Origin of the sequence: Streptomyces crystallinus (genome assembly GCF_039521265.1) — a bacterium.
Lineage (GTDB): Bacteria > Actinomycetota > Actinomycetes > Streptomycetales > Streptomycetaceae > Streptomyces > Streptomyces crystallinus.
In genome coordinates this window covers 53,869-69,491 of sequence record NZ_BAAACA010000029.1, presented here as the reverse complement: position 1 = coordinate 69,491, position 15,623 = coordinate 53,869, and the positions used below count along the sequence as shown (strand labels likewise).

Annotated in this window: 16 protein-coding genes and 1 riboswitch; of the genes, 8 read left to right on the top strand and 8 right to left on the bottom strand. The window is 73.6% G+C overall.

Annotation, left to right across the window (positions count from 1 at the left end; genetic code table 11):
- Positions 1-282 precede the first annotated feature (282 nt).
- From ABD236_RS22030 to ABD236_RS22020, 3 genes are all read right to left on the bottom strand, one after another.
- Positions 283-675, bottom strand: a complete 393-nt coding sequence (locus ABD236_RS22030) for a DUF3040 domain-containing protein (protein ID WP_344075820.1) — start codon at positions 673-675, stop codon at positions 283-285.
- Positions 676-1,090: 415 nt separating this feature from the next.
- A complete protein-coding gene (locus ABD236_RS22025; RefSeq protein ID WP_344075818.1) occupies positions 1,091-1,849 on the bottom strand; it encodes a class I SAM-dependent methyltransferase in 759 nt (252 codons plus the stop codon).
- 168 nt (positions 1,850-2,017) lie between these two features.
- Entirely contained in the window at positions 2,018-2,545 is a 528-nt protein-coding gene (locus ABD236_RS22020) for an SAV_6107 family HEPN domain-containing protein (protein WP_344075816.1), read from the bottom strand.
- 201 nt (positions 2,546-2,746) lie between these two features.
- On the opposite strand from ABD236_RS22020, the gene ABD236_RS22015 reads away from it, so the two are divergent.
- The 5 genes from ABD236_RS22015 to ABD236_RS21995 all read left to right on the top strand — a co-directional run bounded on the left by ABD236_RS22015 (position 2,747) and on the right by ABD236_RS21995 (position 8,725).
- Entirely contained in the window at positions 2,747-3,514 is a 768-nt protein-coding gene (locus ABD236_RS22015) for an ATP-binding cassette domain-containing protein (protein WP_344075814.1), read from the top strand.
- Positions 3,486-5,570: a YhgE/Pip family protein gene (locus ABD236_RS22010; protein ID WP_344075812.1), complete on the top strand. Its 2,085-nt coding sequence runs from the start codon at positions 3,486-3,488 to the stop codon at positions 5,568-5,570. Before ABD236_RS22015 ends, ABD236_RS22010 begins: the two co-directional genes overlap by 29 nt.
- A 28-nt stretch (positions 5,571-5,598) precedes the next feature.
- Positions 5,599-6,204, top strand: a complete 606-nt coding sequence (locus ABD236_RS22005; RefSeq protein ID WP_344075810.1) for a TetR/AcrR family transcriptional regulator — start codon at positions 5,599-5,601, stop codon at positions 6,202-6,204.
- Between the two features lie 343 nt (positions 6,205-6,547).
- Complete coding sequence (locus ABD236_RS22000) at positions 6,548-7,165, top strand: DUF4126 domain-containing protein (RefSeq protein WP_344075808.1); 618 nt, start codon at positions 6,548-6,550, stop codon at positions 7,163-7,165.
- Between the two features lie 45 nt (positions 7,166-7,210).
- On the top strand, positions 7,211-8,725 hold the full coding sequence (locus tag ABD236_RS21995; protein ID WP_344075806.1) for a phytoene desaturase family protein: 1,515 nt from the start codon (positions 7,211-7,213) through the stop codon (positions 8,723-8,725).
- 43 nt (positions 8,726-8,768) lie between these two features.
- Here ABD236_RS21995 and ABD236_RS21990 read toward each other — a convergent pair whose 3' ends face one another.
- From ABD236_RS21990 to ABD236_RS21970, 5 genes are all read right to left on the bottom strand, one after another.
- Entirely contained in the window at positions 8,769-9,644 is an 876-nt protein-coding gene (locus ABD236_RS21990; protein ID WP_344075804.1) for a hypothetical protein, read from the bottom strand.
- Between the two features lie 69 nt (positions 9,645-9,713).
- The gene (gene metF / locus ABD236_RS21985) at positions 9,714-10,631 is read right to left on the bottom strand and encodes a methylenetetrahydrofolate reductase [NAD(P)H] (RefSeq protein ID WP_344075802.1); all 918 of its coding nucleotides are present in this window, start codon (positions 10,629-10,631) and stop codon (positions 9,714-9,716) included.
- A 96-nt stretch (positions 10,632-10,727) separates the two neighbouring features.
- The gene (gene thiE, locus ABD236_RS21980) at positions 10,728-11,384 is read right to left on the bottom strand and encodes a thiamine phosphate synthase (protein ID WP_344075799.1); all 657 of its coding nucleotides are present in this window, start codon (positions 11,382-11,384) and stop codon (positions 10,728-10,730) included.
- A 72-nt stretch (positions 11,385-11,456) separates the two neighbouring features.
- On the bottom strand, positions 11,457-11,822 hold the full coding sequence (locus tag ABD236_RS21975) for an Rv2175c family DNA-binding protein (RefSeq protein WP_344075797.1): 366 nt from the start codon (positions 11,820-11,822) through the stop codon (positions 11,457-11,459).
- 43 nt (positions 11,823-11,865) lie between these two features.
- Positions 11,866-13,086, bottom strand: coding sequence for an NAD(P)/FAD-dependent oxidoreductase (locus ABD236_RS21970; RefSeq protein WP_344075794.1), 1,221 nt, complete (start codon positions 13,084-13,086; stop codon positions 11,866-11,868).
- A 139-nt stretch (positions 13,087-13,225) separates the two neighbouring features.
- Positions 13,226-13,339: riboswitch (TPP riboswitch) on the top strand.
- On the opposite strand from ABD236_RS21970, the gene thiO reads away from it, so the two are divergent.
- From thiO to ABD236_RS21955, 3 genes are all read left to right on the top strand, one after another.
- Positions 13,337-14,533: a glycine oxidase ThiO gene (gene thiO, locus ABD236_RS21965; protein WP_344075792.1), complete on the top strand. Its 1,197-nt coding sequence runs from the start codon at positions 13,337-13,339 to the stop codon at positions 14,531-14,533. (Overlaps the previous riboswitch by 3 nt.)
- Complete coding sequence (gene thiS / locus ABD236_RS21960) at positions 14,530-14,745, top strand: sulfur carrier protein ThiS (RefSeq protein WP_344075790.1); 216 nt, start codon at positions 14,530-14,532, stop codon at positions 14,743-14,745. The genes thiO and thiS overlap by 4 nt, the downstream gene beginning before the upstream one ends.
- Positions 14,746-14,748: 3 nt before the next feature.
- Entirely contained in the window at positions 14,749-15,543 is a 795-nt protein-coding gene (locus ABD236_RS21955) for a thiazole synthase (protein WP_344075788.1), read from the top strand.
- Positions 15,544-15,623 lie beyond the last annotated feature (80 nt).

Sequence of the window (15,623 nt, the reverse complement as noted above, 5' to 3'; positions counted from 1 at the left end):
GCGGGTCCGGCGCCTGAGCACGAGCAGGTCCGGCACCTGAGGACGGGCGACGGCCGCAGGCCGAGGCGACGGCCCGCCACGGCCGAGGCGACGGCCCGCCACGGCCGAGGCGACGGCCCGCCACGGCCGAGGCGACGGCCCGCACGGCCGGGGCGGGCCCCGCCCACCGGGGGGCGTACGGCGGAACACGACCCCGAGGGGCGTACGGCGGAACACGACTGAGGGGCGGTCACCACTTCGGTGATCGCCCCTCAGCCACATCCACGCACAGGCCCGCAGGCCCTAGCGACCGCCTTCGTCGCGGCGCCGCTGCCAGCGCGCCTCGATGCGGTCCATCATCGACCGCTTCGGCGCACGGGCGCGCGCCACAGGCCGCGCCGCACCGCCCGCGGGCTGCTCACCACGCCGTGGCGCCTTGCGCCAACCGGTGACCGCGAGCACGGCACAGCCGAGCATGATGAGGAACCCGACCACGCTGATCCAGATCCCCTGCCCGATACCAATCATGAGGAGCGCGATACCCACCAGGAAGCCAGCGACCGCCTGGTAGACCCGTCGTCGGGTGTACGTACGCAGCCCGCTTCCCTCAAGCGCTGTCGCGAACTTGGGATCTTCGGCGTACAGCGCTCGCTCCATCTGCTCGAGCATGCGCTGCTCGTGCTCCGAGAGCGGCACGGAGTCCTCCTACTCGTCGGTCGCGGGGGGCGACCGGATGCGGCCCCTTCAGGATAGGCAGGGAATCGCCCCCGTGAAACCCGCCCTCTACGCCAATTCGCCAATCCGAGCCGCCACGGCGGCTCGCCCGGTGGGGAGTGGATTCCCCATCGAGCGACCCGCCATGCCGGACCTTGTACCCCGATCATACGGGGCGAAGCCGCCGATCGGGGGGCCTGTGGCGTACTCCATGCCGCTACGCCGTCCGGGACAGCGTCGCTGATCAGCGTGGGGGCGGCCGGGCGTGGGAGCGCCCGCGCACTCACCGCCCGCGCGGGGGCCGCCCGAGTGGCCGGAGCCCGGGCCGGACAACGGGGCGCGCGGGGCCCGGACACCGGGCCGGACGCGGCCCGGGACGCGGGTCGGGCGCCCGGGGTCAGCCGCGCTTCTCGCCCAGGACGTGCAACTGCGTCGCCACGGAGTGGAACGCGGGCAGTTCGGCCGCCGCCGCCTCCAGCTTGAGCAGCGCGTCCAGCGCCCCCGGCTCGGTGTCCACCAGGACGCCGGGGACCAGGTCGGCGAAGACCCGTACGCCGTGCACCGCGCCCACCTCCACCCCGGTCGCGGCGACCAGCTCGGCGAGCTGCTCGGCCGTGAACCGCCGGGGCACCGGGTCACCGTCGCCCCAGCGCCCGGCCGGGTCGCCCAGGGCCCGGCGGGCCTCGGTGAAGTGCCCGGCGAGGGCGCGCGCGAGCACGGCGCCGCCGAGGCCCGCGGCGAGCAGGCTCAGCGCGCCCTCGGAGCGCAGCGCGTCGACCGCGTTGCGCACGCCCTCGGCCGGGTCCTCGACGTACTCCAGGACGCCGTGGCACAGCACCGCGTCGTAGCCGCCGCGCTCGACCACGTCGAACAGGCCGAGCACATCGCCCTGGACGCCGCGCACCCGGTCGGCCACGTCGGCCTCGGCGGCGCGGCGCTCCAGGGCGAACAGCGCGTTGGGGCTGGGGTCGACGACGGTGACCCGGTGGCCGAGGCGGGCGACGGGCACGGCGAAGTTGCCCGAGCCGCCGCCGGTGTCCAGGACGTCCAGCGCCTCGCGCCCGGTCGCCTTGACCCGGCGGTCGAGGGCGTCCTTGAGGACCTCCCAGACCACGGCGGTACGGAGAGAGGCGCGGGGGCGCATGGGGTCCGGCACGGCAGTTGACTCCTCGGCGCGGCGCCGCCGCGGGACGGCGGGGCAAAGAACGGTGAAGACCCGTCCACCCTATTGCCTCGCGGGCCCGCCCCCGCTCATCCCCGCACCTCACCGCCCCCTTCACCGGCAGGACGCGCGCTCACCGCACTCCCCGTCCCGGCAGGGCCCTCACCCCGCGTCCGGCTCGCGGGTGCGGGGCTGGGGCAGGGCGGGCTGGAGGAGCAGAAGGCGCTCGACCAGGCGGAGGAACATCGCGGCGTCGCGGATCAGGTCGTCCGCGTCGCGGTCGGTGGCCGCGCCCTGGATGCCCGCCTCGGCGCGCGCCCTGCGGGTGGCGCCGGAGGCGAACAGCGCGCTCCACTGGGTCAGTTCGGGCGCTATCTCCGGCAGCACCTCCCAGGCGCTTCGGATCCGCTGCCGCCTGCGCGGGACGGTCTCGGGGCGGCCGCGGGCGGCGAGGACGGCGGCGGCGGTGCGCAGCGCGGCCAGATGCGCCGTCGCGTACCGCTCGTTGGGGGTGTCGAGTACGGCGGCCTCGTCCAGTCCGCTGCGGGCCTGGGCGAGCAGGTCGAGGGCGGCCGGTGGGGCGCCGCCCCTGCGCAGCACCGGGTGGATGTCGCTCGCGGGACCGTTCAGTGAGGGGGCAGGGCCGGTGGGGCGGCGCCGGTGGGCGGCTGCCGCGCGATGGCTGGCCATGACGAACCTCCTGTCGTCGTGTGACGGCGCTGTGGCCGTATGTGTCCATCGTGAGGGCCACCACTGACAATCGGCCGCCGTCGGCCACGGCCCCGCCCTTGACCAGGCCCTTTGTCCCGTACCCAGGTTCGGGTTATCTTTTGTACTGACCAGTCAGTTCAAAGAATGCAGTCGTCACTGGGCAAGGGAATGGGGGGGAACGTGGACAGCCCGCACGGGGCAGGCGTCACCGCCGAGGGCTTCGGGCTCGAGGGGCCACGGGGCTGGGTCTTCCGAGGGGTGGGGCTGGACGCCGCACCCGGCTCGCTCGTCGCCGTCGAGGGCCCCTCCGGCTCCGGACGCACCTGTTTGCTGCTTGCCCTCACCGGCCGGATGAAACCCACCGAGGGCACCGCCGAGGTCGGCGGCGAGCGGCTGCCGCGCCGGATGGCCGCCGTCCGCCGGTTCAGCGCGCTCGGCCCGGTCCCGGGGGTGAGCGACCTCGACCCCGCTCTGACCGTCGCCGAGCACCTGCGGGAACGGGCGCTGCTCCAGCACCGCTTCGACGGGTCCGTACGCGCTCTGCTGCGTACGCCCGCCGAGCGCCGCACCGAGGCCAGGGCCACGATCGACGAGGCGCTGAAGGCGGCGGGGCTCGACCTCGCCACCCTGCCCAAGGCCGAACGCACCTCGGTGCGCGATCTGGAGCGGCTGGAGGCGCTGCGGCTGTCCGTGGCGCTCGGGCTGATGGGCCGGCCGCGGCTGCTCGGCGTCGACGACACCGACATGAAGCTCTCGGACGCCGAGCGCGCCGAGGCCTGGACGCTGCTGCGGTCCATAGCCGACGCCGGTACGACGGTGCTCGCCGTGTGCAGTCAGGCACCCGGGGAAGCCGACGTCACCGTGGGGACCAAGCAGAACAAGCAGGACGAGCAGGACAAGCACGAGGAGGGGGCGGGGGATGCGTTCGCCACGACTGGCCGCGCTTGAGCTGCGGCGGTTCGGCAGGGGGAAGCTGCCGCGCGCGGCGCTGGTCGCGCTCCTGCTGCTGCCGCTGCTGTACGGCGCGCTCTACCTGTGGTCGTTCTGGGACCCGTACGGCCGACTCGACCGGGTGCCGGTCGCGCTGGTCAACGAGGACAAGGGCGCCACCGCCGGCGGGCAGAAGATCGCCGCGGGCGACGGCATCGCCGAGAAGCTGCGCGAGAGCAAGACGTTCGACTGGCGCGAGGTGAGCGACGAGGAGGCCCGCAAGGGCGTCGAGGACGGCACGTACTACCTGTCCCTGACGATGCCCGCGGACTTCAGCGAGCGGATCGCGTCCAGCTCCGGGGACTCCCCCGAGACGGGCGCCCTCCAGGTGCGCACCAACGACGCCAACAACTACATCGTCGGGTCCATCTCCCGCACGGTCTTCTCCGAGGTGCGCTCGGCGGCCTCCGCCAAGGCCTCCCGCTCCTTCCTGGACAAGATCTTCATCTCGTTCTCCGACCTGCACGACCAGACCGAGAAGGCCGCCAAGGGCGCCGCCGACCTCAAGGGCGGCCTGGGCAAGGCCAAGAAGGGCTCCAAGGACCTCGCGGACGGGCTGGGCGACGCCAAGGCGGGCAGCGGCAAGCTGGCGGGCGGCATCAAGAAGCTCAACAGCGGCTCGGCCGAGCTGGAGGCCGGCGCCCGCAAGGTCGCGGCCGGCACCCAGACCCTGGCCGGCAAGGTCAACACGGCGGCGGACCAGGCGCGTCCCTTCCTGAAGGAGAACGCCAAGGCCATCGGTGACACCGCCAAGCTGGTCGACGACTCGGTGGGTCCGCTCCGCCGCAACCTGGCCGGCGTCATCAAGGACGCGCCCCTCGCCGCGAGCGGTGCCCGCAAGGCCTCCGACGACCTCGACAGGGCGTACGCCAAGCTGTGCCAGGCCTCCGCGACGCCGGGGCCCGCCTGCCCGGAGCTGAAGCGCGCCAAGCAGGCGGCGGCCACCGCCGCCACCCTCGCCGAGGACCTCAACCAGCTGGTCAAGGACCAGAACAGCGACTACAAGACGCTCGACAAGAACCTCGTGGAGCTCCAGAAGCAGGCCCGCCGGCTCGCCAAGAACGCGCCGACGCTCGCCAAGGACCTCGACAAGGCCGTCGGCGACATCAACGCCCTCAACAAGGGCGCCAAGGAGGTCGCCAAGGGCGCGGGCACCCTGCACACGGGGCTGACCTCGGCCAAGGCGGGCGCCGGAGAGCTCGACACGGGCGTCGGCAAGCTCAAGAAGGGCGCGGGCACGCTCGACGGCGGGCTGCTCAAGCTCTCCGACGGCTCCGCGCAGCTCGCGGGCGGCCTGCACGACGGCGTCGGCAAGATCCCCGACTACGACAAGCAGGACCGCGACAAGCGCACCGACGTGATGGCCGACCCGGTCAAGCTCGCCTCGCAGGCGCTGCACAAGGCGCCCAACTACGGCACGGGCTTCGCCCCGTACTTCATCCCGCTCTCCCTGTGGGTGGGTGCGATGGTCGCGTACATGCTGATCCAGCCGCTCAACCGGCGGGCGCTCGCGGCGGGCGCCTCCGCCTGGCGGATCGCGCTGGCGGGCTGGCTGCCGGTGGCAGCGGTCGGAGTGCTCCAGGTGGGCGCGCTGATGACCGTGCTGCACTTCGGGCTCGGCCTCCAGATGGAGCGCGCCGCCGGGACCATCGGCTTCCTGGCACTCGTCTCGTGCTGTTTCGCGGCGATCGTGCAGTGGCTCAACGCCCGCTTCGGGGCGGCCGGACGGATCCTGGTGCTCGCCCTCCTGATGCTCCAGCTGACCTCGGCGGGCGGCACCTATCCGGTGCAGACGAGCCCGGCGTTCTTCAACGCGCTCCACCCGTACCTACCGATGAGCTATGTGGTCGACGGGCTGCGCAGGCTCATCACGGGCGGCGGTCTCGGGCCCGTGTGGCAGGGGTGCGCGGTGCTGGTGGCGTTCACCGCGGGCACGCTGGCGCTGACCGCACTCTCCGCCAGGAAGAAGCAGGTCTGGACCCTGGACCGGCTCCACCCCGAGCTGACCCTCTAGGGGCGCCGGACCTGTGAGAATCGACCGCATGGAGAGCAGCACCAGACGGCAGGCGACCCGGCAGAAGCTCTACGAGGCGGCGGTGACCCTCATCGCCGAACAGGGGTTCTCGGCGACCACCGTCGACGAGATCGCGGAGCGGGCCGGCGTCGCCAAGGGCACCGTCTACTACAACTTCAAGAGCAAGACCGAGCTGTTCGAGGAGCTGCTGCGGCACGGCGTGGGGCTGCTCACCGCCTCGCTCCAGGAGGCGGCGGACGTCACCCACGCGCGCGGTGGCAGCAGGGTCGAGGCGCTGGACGCGATGATCCGGGCGGGCCTGGAGTTCATCCACCGCTATCCGGCCTTCACCCAGCTGTACGTGGCGGAGCTGTGGCGCACCAACCGGGCCTGGCAGTCCACCCTGATGGTGGTGCGCCAGGAGGCGGTCGCGGTCGTCGAGACGGTGCTGCGCGGGGCCGTCGCGGAGGGCGAGCTGAGCGAGGAGATCGACATCCCGCTCACGGCCGCCGCGCTGGTCGGGATGGTCCTGGTGGCCGCGCTGGACTGGCAGGCCTTCCAGAGCGAGCGCTCCCTCGACGAGGTGCACGCGGCGCTGTCCCGGCTGCTGCACGGGCGGGTCAGCGGACGCTGACCTTCGCCACGCGCGCGTGGACACACCGGTGCGGCGAGGCCCCGATCCCCCCTGGGCCTCGCCGCACCGGCGTATTTCCTTCGGAACACGTCCCCCGTACGTCGCTCTGGGCACTTCAGTACCCCCGTACCCCCCGTGCCCCCTACGTCAGGGGAGCCGCGCCGTTCCGCCGCCCCGTGTCGGCGGTACGGGCGCGCCTGCCCCCTCCGTGTCCTCCACTCTTCCGTCCGCGCAGGTGGGACCCCATCCGCGCAATTACTCATCTCCTCCTCTGAGTACGGATACTCAGGCGTCCGTGCTCAACCCCAGCTCCAGGAAGCCGGAACTGGTTACGATCACGTCCGTGTCCGTACTCCCCCTGGTGTTCACCAGCGGCTGGGCCAGCGGGGTCAACGCGTACGCGGTGGTCCTGCTGCTCGGCGTCTTCGGCGCGACCGGGGTCACCGACCAGGTGCCCGAAGCGCTCCAGCGCCCCGACGTCCTGATCGTCGCGGGTGTGCTCTTCCTCTGCGAGGCCGTGGCCGACAAGATCCCCTACGTCGACTCGGTCTGGGACTCCGTGCACACGGTGATCCGGCCGGTCGCGGGCGCCGTGGTGGGTGCCCTTCTGGCCGGTCAGAGCGGCTCGCTGCCGGATCTCGCGGCGGGCGCGATCGGCGGCTCGACCGCGCTGACCAGCCATCTGGTGAAGGCCGGGACGCGGATGGCGGTGAACACCTCGCCCGAGCCGTTCAGCAACATCGCGCTCAGCACGGCCGAGGACCTGGGCGTCGCCGGGATCATCAGTTTCGCGATCTTCCACCCGGTCGCGGCGGCCGTGATCGCGGGCACGCTGCTGGTGCTCGGCGTGGTGATACTGGTGTTCCTGTGGCGCCGGATCCGCCGCTTCCGGCGCCGCCGCGCCCAGCGCCGCGAGGAGAAGCGGCTGGCCGCGGCGCGGGAGCCGGGCCCGCCGGAGTGAGGGCGCGCGGCGGCGTTGTCAGTGGCGGCCGATAAAGTCCCTGGCATGGCACGGATTGCGGTGATCGGCGCCGGGATGGGCGCCATGGCGACTGCCGCCCGGCTGGCCGTGGCAGGCCACCGGGTGACGGTGTACGAGCGCGCGTCGACGTACGGCGGGGCGCTGGGCAGGTGCGAGCGGGACGGGTTCGCCTTCGACACCGGCCCGGCTCTGCTGCGCCTGCCCGCGGTCTACCGCGACCTGTTCCTCAAGACCGGCAAGGAGCCCCTGGAGGACCAGGTCGAGCTCACGCCCACCGACCCCGCCTCGCGCCACCTCTTCGCCGACGGCGCGGCCGTCTCGCTGCCCAACGCCTCGCGCGCGGGCGTCGTCTCGGCGCTGGACGGGGCGCTCGGCGCGGGCGCGGGCGAGAAGTGGGGCGACTTCCTGGGGCGCGCCCGGGACGCCTGGGACCGCTCGCGGCGCCCGCTCCTGGAGGAGCCGCTGTGGCCCGACTGGCAGGTGCTGGCCCGCGACCCGTATCCGTCGGTGGCGCAGCGCCGGCTGCTGCGCTCCCCCCGCCGGGCGGCCACCCTGGCCGAGATCGGCGCCTGGGAGCTCGGCGACCCCCGGCTCGCCACGCTCCTGAACAGCTACGCCTTGGCGGAGGGCCTGGATCCGCGCACCGCCCCTGCGAGCGCCGCCCTGCTGCCGTATCTGGAGCAGAGCTTCGGCAGCTGGTATGTGCGCGGCGGTATGCGCGAGCTGGCGCGCGCGGTGTACGAGCGGTGCCTCGAGCGCCGGGTCGCCTTCGTCTTCGACGCCGAGGTCACCGGGATCGTCGAGAAGGACGGCCACGCGGCGGGCGTGGAGCTCGCCTCGGGCGAGGTGGCGGAGGCCGACCAGGTGGTCCTCGCGGCCCAGCCGCGCCCCGGCTCGGGCCCCCTGGGCGGCCGTGAGCCGTGGCAGGACGGCGATGTGCGGCCGATCGCCGCTCAGGCCCCCGGCCGTTTCACCGTGCTGCTCGCCCTGCGCGGCGGGCGAGCGGCGGACGCGGCGCACCGCACGGTGGTCCACTCGCCCGACTCCGCGGTGGAGGCGGAGGCCGTCTTCACCACCCGCCACCCGGCGATACGGCCGACGGTCACGGTGCTGCGCCCCGACGACCCGGCGACCCGCCCGGACGACGCCCACGAGGCGGTCACCCTGACGGCGACGGTGCCTCCCCAGGGCCCGGTCGACTGGACGGACGAGCAGACCCGCGAGCGGTACGCGGACACCCTGGTGGAGGTCGCCGAGGCGGCGTTGCCGGGGCTGCGGGAGCGGATCCTGTGGCGTGTGGTGCGCACGCCTGCGGACACGGAGGCGGAGACCGGCGCGGCGGGCGGCTCGGTCCCGGCGCCCTCGCTGGCCGGAGCCGGTGCCACCCGGCTGCACCCGGGCAACCGCACCCGGCTGCCCGGGCTCTATCTGGCGGGCGGCTGGGCCCACCCGGGCGGCGGACTGGCGCACGCCGGGATGTCCGGTTCGCTGGTCAGCGGACTGATCGTGGAGGGCGACGACTTCCGCGGCTCGCAGTGAGCCGACGAGTGGGGAAGGTCGCCGGGCGGACCCCGGCGACCACTCAATAGCGGTACGGCTGCTGCTCGTTGAGGTAACCGGATCCGGTGCCGCCGCCCGTCCCGTTGCCGTACTCACCGCTGTGCGGGTACGGCTGGGGCTGCTCCTCGGCATAGGGCTGGGGCTCGTTGTCGCGCTGCTGCGGCACCCAGACCCCGCCGGGCGGGGTGTCCATGCCGTACTGCTGGGCGTAGGGGTCGGCGTAGGCCGGCTGCGGGGCGGCATAGGTGTCGTAGCTGCCGTAGCCCTGGGTGGTGCCGCTGCCGATGTACGGGTCGGAGTACGCGGCGTACTGCTGCTGACCGCTGTCCGTGCCGTAGTCGTACGGGCCCGCGTACGGGTCGGCGTACTGCTGCTGACCGGCGTCGAACCCGGCGTACTGCTGCTGGGCACCGGCGTGCGCGGACTCGCTGTAGACGCCGTACTGGCCGGTGTCGTCGGGCAGCGGCTGCGGCTCGTAGACGGACTCCCGCGCGGCGCCCGCCGTGGCGGCGGCCTGGCCGGCAGGGGCGCCCTGCGGGGCGTCGGCCTCGCCGTCGCCCTCGTACTGGAAGTCGGAGACCTGGAGCACCGGGTCCTGGAGCGGGGCCGCGCCGCCCGAGCGGCGACGGCGGCTGGCGCCCGGTCTGCCGCCGACCGCCCAGCCCGTGGAGAAGCCCCGGCGGAAGGAGAGCGTGACGTAGGTCTGGCCGACCGCGAAGGCCACCGCGCCCAGGATGATCACGAACACCGAGGGCAGGAGGACGCCCAGGACCACGCCCATGAAGCCGGTGAAGGCCAGCAGCCGCCAGCGCAGCCGCGCCTTGTACTGGAGGAGCACCTCGCCGAGCAGCCAGAGCGCGACGACGCCGAACGCGATGTAGAGGACCGCCCAGCCCATGTACGCCCCTCTCCCAAGGCCGCCGCCCCCCTTGGCGGGACGGTCGGCCAGTACGCCGGATGCGACTGATCAGGGCTGCTGGTGCAGCCCCAGATTCTCGTAGATCTCGAGTGTCGCCGTGGAGTTGTTGAGGGTAATGAAGTGCAACCCGGGTACGCCATCGGCGAGCAGCCGCGCGCAGAACTCCGTGGCGAACTCGATGCCAATGGAGCGTACAGCGGCCGGATCGTCCTTGACGGCGAGGATCCGCTCTTTCAGCTCGGGCGGGAACTCTGCGTTGCTGAGCTGGGGCAGCCGCTCCAGCATCTTCACGCTGGTCACCGGCATGACCTCGGGGATGATCGGGGTGGTGCAGCCTGCCTCGGCGACCTTGTCGCGCAGCCGCAGATAGCTCTCGGGACGGAAGAACATCTGCGTGATGGCGTAGTCCGCGCCCGCCCGGCACTTGTCGACGAAGTGCCGTACGTCGGTGTCCCATTCCTCGGAGCGCGGGTGCATCTCCGGGAAGGCCGCGACGCCCACGCAGAAGTCGCCGGACTCCTTGATGAGCCGGACCAGGTCGGCCGCGTAGGTGACGCCCTCGGGGTGCTTGACCCAGTCGCCCATCGGGTCGCCCGGCGGGTCGCCGCGGACCGCGAGGATGTTGCGGATCCCGGCGTCCGCGTACTGGCCGATCATGTTGCGCAGCTCGGCCACCGAGTGGCCGACGGCCGTCAGGTGCGCGACCGGGGTCAGGGTGGAGTCGGCGGCGATCTGCTCGGTGGCCTTGACGGTGCCGGAGCGGGTGGAGCCGCCCGCGCCGTAGGTCACGGAGACGAAGCTCGGGGCCACCGCCTCGACCCGGCGCAGCGCGTTCCAGAGGTTCCGCTCGCCCTTTTCCGTCTTGGGCGCCCAGAACTCGAACGAATACGTCGTCTCACCGGTCGCGAGCATCTCGCGCACGGTGCGCGCGTGGTCCGTCCTGGTGGAAGCAGTGCCAAGGGCCATACTCGCAGGTTAGCCAGGCCTTGGCGGTCCCCCAACAAGACAAGGGGAATTTGTCCGCATTGCCGGACTCTTGTCCACCCCTCGGACAACTGGCCTCTAGCGGGCCACCAGCCGTTCACGTACCCGCTGGGCGAGGTTCGCCGCCGCCTCGGCGGGGTCGTCCGCCTCGGTGATCGCGCGCACCACCACGATCCGCTCCGCGCCCGCGTCGAGCACCTCGTCGAGGTTGGCCGCGTCGATGCCGCCGATGGCGAACCAGGGGCGCTCGGTGGCCAGGGAGGCCGTGTAGCGCACCAGGTCGAGGCCCGGGGCGTGGCGGCCCGGCTTGGTGGGGGTGGGCCAGCAGGGGCCGGTGCAGAAGTAGTCCACGCCCGGCTCGACGGCGGCGGCGAAGGCCTCCGCGTCCGCGTGCGTGGAGCGGCCGATCAGGACCTCGTCGCCGAGGATCGCCCGGGCGGCCGGGACCGGCAGGTCGCCCTGGCCCAGGTGGAGCACATCGGCGCCGATGGCGTGGGCCACGTCGGCCCGGTCGTTCACCGAGAGCAGCTTGCCGTGCCGGCGGCAGGCGTCGGCGAAGACGGCCAGGTGCTCCAGCTCCTCGGCGGCCTCCATGCCCTTGTCCCGCAGCTGGACGATGTCCACGCCGGAGGAGAGCACCGCGTCCAGGAACGCGGGCAGGTCGCCCTGGCGCCTGCGCGCGTCCGTGCACAGGTACAGGCGGGCGTCGGCGAGCTGCTCACGGGCCGTGGGCATGAAGTCCCCCGTTGTGTCCGGTGCGGGCGCGGTCCGGTCTCCCGGGCCGCGCCCCACCTCTAGGCGATCAGGTCAGACGGCGAGCGCCTGCGCGCGGCGCTTCACCTCCGTCCCGCGATTCTCGCTCAGGGCCTGCGCGGGGGTGCCGGGCAGGGTCGGGTCGGGGGTGAAGAGCCACTCCAGCATCTCCTCGTCGGAGTAGCCGTCGTCCCGCAGGAGCGTGAGGGTGCCGGTGAGGCCCTTCACGACCTTGTCGCCGTCGATGAAGGCGGCGGGCACCTGCAGCGTCCGGTTCTCACCGCGGCGCACGGCGATGAGCTGGCCCTCCTTGACCAGCTGCCGCACACGCGTCACCTCGACATCGAGCATCTCCGCGATGTCGGGAAGGTGGAGCCAGGCGGGCACGAGTGCATCGGTCTTTGCGTCAATCTCGGTCACGGGACAAGCGTGCCATCCCGCACTGACACCCGGTAGCCGGAGCTCAGCCGACTGCCGCCTTGAGAGGGACGGACGGGTCGGCGGCGCGGACCGGATCCAGTGCCGCACCTGCCTCGATGAGCTTGCGGCCCTGCGCCAGATCGCGCGGTCGGCCGACGGCCAGGAGGGCGACGAGCACCCCCTCGCGCAGCCAGCACACCGACCACGCGGCGCCCGCCGGGTCGCCCCGCCACAGCAGCCGGTCGGCTCCGCCGTGGTGGCCGGCGTACTGCACGAACCGGCCGAACTGCTCGGACCAGAAGTACGGCACCGGGTCGTACGGCAGGACCGCCTCGCCGACGATGTCCGCGGCCACCGTGCGCGGCCCCTGGAGGGCGTTGTCCCAGTGGTGGATGAGCAGCCGCTCGCCGTAGCGGCCCGAGGGGAAGGAGGCGCAGTCGCCGACCGCGTACACGTCCGGCAGCGAGGTGCGCAGCCGGTCGTCGGCGGTGACCGCGCCCTCCGGGCCGCACTCGATGCCGGTACCGGCCAGCCACCCGGTGGTGGGCCGGGCGCCGATGCCGACGACCACCGCGTCGGCCGGCAGGCGGCGGCCGTCGGCGAGGACGACCGCGCCGGGCTCGACGGCCGCCACGCGCGCGTGGGTGAGCAGTTCCGCGCCGCTCTCCGCGTACCAGCCGGCCATCGGCTCGGTGACCTCGGCGGGCAGCGCGCCCGCGAGCGGCCGCTCCGCGGCCTCGACCACGGTGACCGCGCAGCCCGCCTCGCGCGCGGCGGTGGCGAACTCGGCACCGATCCAGCCCGCCCCGACGACCACGACGCGGCGCTGGGCGCCCAGGACCGCGCGCAACCGCCCCGCGTCGTCCAGGGTGCGCAGCAGATGGACGTCGGGGAGGTGCTCGATACCGGGCAGGGTGATCGGCTCGGCTCCGGAGGCGATCACCAGCGCGTCGTACCGGACTGGTCCGGAGGCGGTGTCGACCTCGTGCTCACGCGCGCGTACGCCGGTGACCCGCTCACCCAGGCGCAGCTCTACACCGAGGCCCTCGAAGTCCACCTCGAAGGCCGAGCCCTCGGCCTTGCCGAGCAGCACCGCCTTGGAGAGCGGGGGCCGGTCGTACGGCTGGTGGGGCTCGGCGCCGATGAGGGTGATCCGGCCCGGGAAGCCCTGTTCACGCAGGGCCACCGCGGTCTGCACCCCGGCCATGCCCGCGCCGACGACGACCACGTGCCGCTGTTCCGCATGCGTCTGCTGTTCGCTCACCCGATCACCATAAACATCTGACGAATCGTCAGGTAGCCCGGCCCGGACGCTCCCTACTGCCGATGGGCCGCTGGGGTTAGTCTGGCCGACGTACCGCCCGTACCCCCGAGCCTCGGCTCCGGGACGCGCGGCGGCACCACAACCATCTCGCGGGAGCCCGGACGCACCGGGCTGAGAGGGAGGCTGGAGCGGCCTCCGACCGTACGAACCTGATCCGGGTCATGCCGGCGAAGGGAGGGGCTGGACGCCCATGCACTCATCCCGAAAAGGGGCAGTTCCCCACGGGTCGGACGTACTGGTGATCGGCGGCGGCATCATCGGCCTGGTCACCGCCTGGCGGGCGGCGCTGCGCGGGATGCGCACCGCGCTCGCCGACCCGGCCCCCGGCGGCGGCGCCGCCCAGGTCGCGGCGGGCATGCTCGCCGCCGTCACCGAGCTCCACTACGGCGAGGAGACGCTGCTCGGCCTCAACGTGGCCTCCGCCCGGCGCTACCCGGACTTCGTGGCGGAGCTGGAGGAGGCGAGCGGCCTCGAGACCGGCTACCGCGCCTGCGGCACCCTTGCGGTCGCGCTCGACGCCGACGACCGCGCCCATCTGCGCGAGCTGCACGCGCTCCAGCAGCGCTCGGGGCTCGACTCCCAGTGGCTGACCGGCCGCGAGTGCCGCCGTCTGGAGCCGATGCTGGCGCCCGGGGTGCGCGGCGGGCTGCGGGTGGACGGCGACCACCAGATCGACCCGCGCCGCCTCGCCAAGGCCCTTCTGACGGCCTGTGAGCGCGCCGGGGTGGTGTTCCACCACGGCTGGGCCGACCGGCTCTCCGTGGTGCGCGAGCGGGCCGTGGGGGCGGTGCTGGGCGACGGCACCGGGCTCGCCGCCGACCAGGTCGTCCTCGCGGGCGGCAGCCTCAGCGGGCGGCTCGCCGGGGTCCCCGAGGAGCTGCGGCCGCCGGTGCGCCCGGTCAAGGGCCAGGTGCTGCGGCTGACCGTGCCGCCCGCGTACGCCCCGTTCCTGTCCCGCACGGTCCGCGCGGTGGTCCGCGGCAGCCATGTCTACCTGGTGCCGCGCGCCGACGGCGAGCTCGTCGTGGGCGCCACCAGCGAGGAGCTGGGCTGGGACACCACGGTCACCGCGGGCGGCGTCTACGAGCTGCTGCGCGACGCGCACGAGCTGGTGCCCGGCATCACCGAACTGCCGCTCACCGAGACCCGCGCCGGGCTGCGCCCCGGCTCCCCCGACAACGCGCCGCTGCTCGGCCCCACCGCCCTGCCCGGCCTGCACCTGGCCACCGGCCACTACCGCAACGGGGTGCTGCTCACCCCCGTCACGGGCGACGCGCTGGCGCACGCGCTGGCCACCGGCGAACTCCCCGCCGAGGCGCGCCCCTTCACCCCCCGCCGTTTCACCTCCGCCCCGGTGGAGTCCGTACCGCAGGAGCTGACCGTATGACCGTCTCCCCGACAACCGTCACCGTGAACGGCGAGGCGCGCGACCTCGCCGCCGGCACCACCCTCGACCTCCTGGTCGCCGCCCTGACGCCGGCGCCCTCCGGGGTCGCCGCCGCCGTCAACGAGACGGTGGTGCCGCGCGGCCAGTGGGCCGCCACCACGCTCGGCGACGGCGACCGCGTCGAGGTCCTGACCGCCGTCCAGGGGGGCTGAGCCATGGCCGACGACCTGTTCACCCTCGGTGGTACGACCTTCACCTCGCGGCTGATCATGGGCACCGGCGGGGCGCCGAGCCTCGACGTCCTGGAGCGCTCGCTCGCCGCCTCCGGCACGGAGCTGACGACCGTCGCGATGCGCCGCCTCGACCCGACGGTGCAGGGCTCGGTCCTGTCCGTCCTGGAGAAGCTGAACATCAGCGTGCTGCCCAACACGGCGGGCTGCTTCACCGCCGGGGAGGCCGTACTGACCGCCCGCCTCGCGCGCGAGGCGCTCGGCACGGACTGGGTGAAGCTGGAGGTGGTCGCCGACGAGCGCACCCTGCTGCCCGATCCTGTGGAGCTGCTGGACGCGGCGGAAGTGCTGGTCGACGACGGTTTCACGGTGCTGCCGTACACCAACGACGACCCGGTGCTCGCCCGCAAGCTGGAGGACGTGGGGTGCGCGGCGATCATGCCGCTCGGCTCCCCCATCGGCTCCGGGCTCGGCATCCGCAACCCGCACAACTTCGAGCTGATCGTGGACCGCGCCACGGTGCCGGTCGTCCTGGACGCGGGCGCGGGCACGGCGTCCGACGCGGCGCTGGCGATGGAGCTGGGGTGTTCGGCGGTGATGCTGGCCTCGGCGGTGACGCGGGCGCAGGCGCCGGTGCTGATGGCCGAGGCGATGCGGTACGCGGTGGAGGCGGGGCGGCTGGCGTACCGGGCCGGGCGGATCCCCCGCCGCCACTTCGCCGAGGCGTCCACCCCCATGGAGGGCCGGGCGGCCCTGGACCCGGAACGCCCGGCGTTCTGACGGTGACCCGCCGCCGTTTGTGCCCGGTCTTCGTCTGCGGGTGAGTGGGTGGTTGCTCGCGCAGTTCCCCGCGCCCCTAG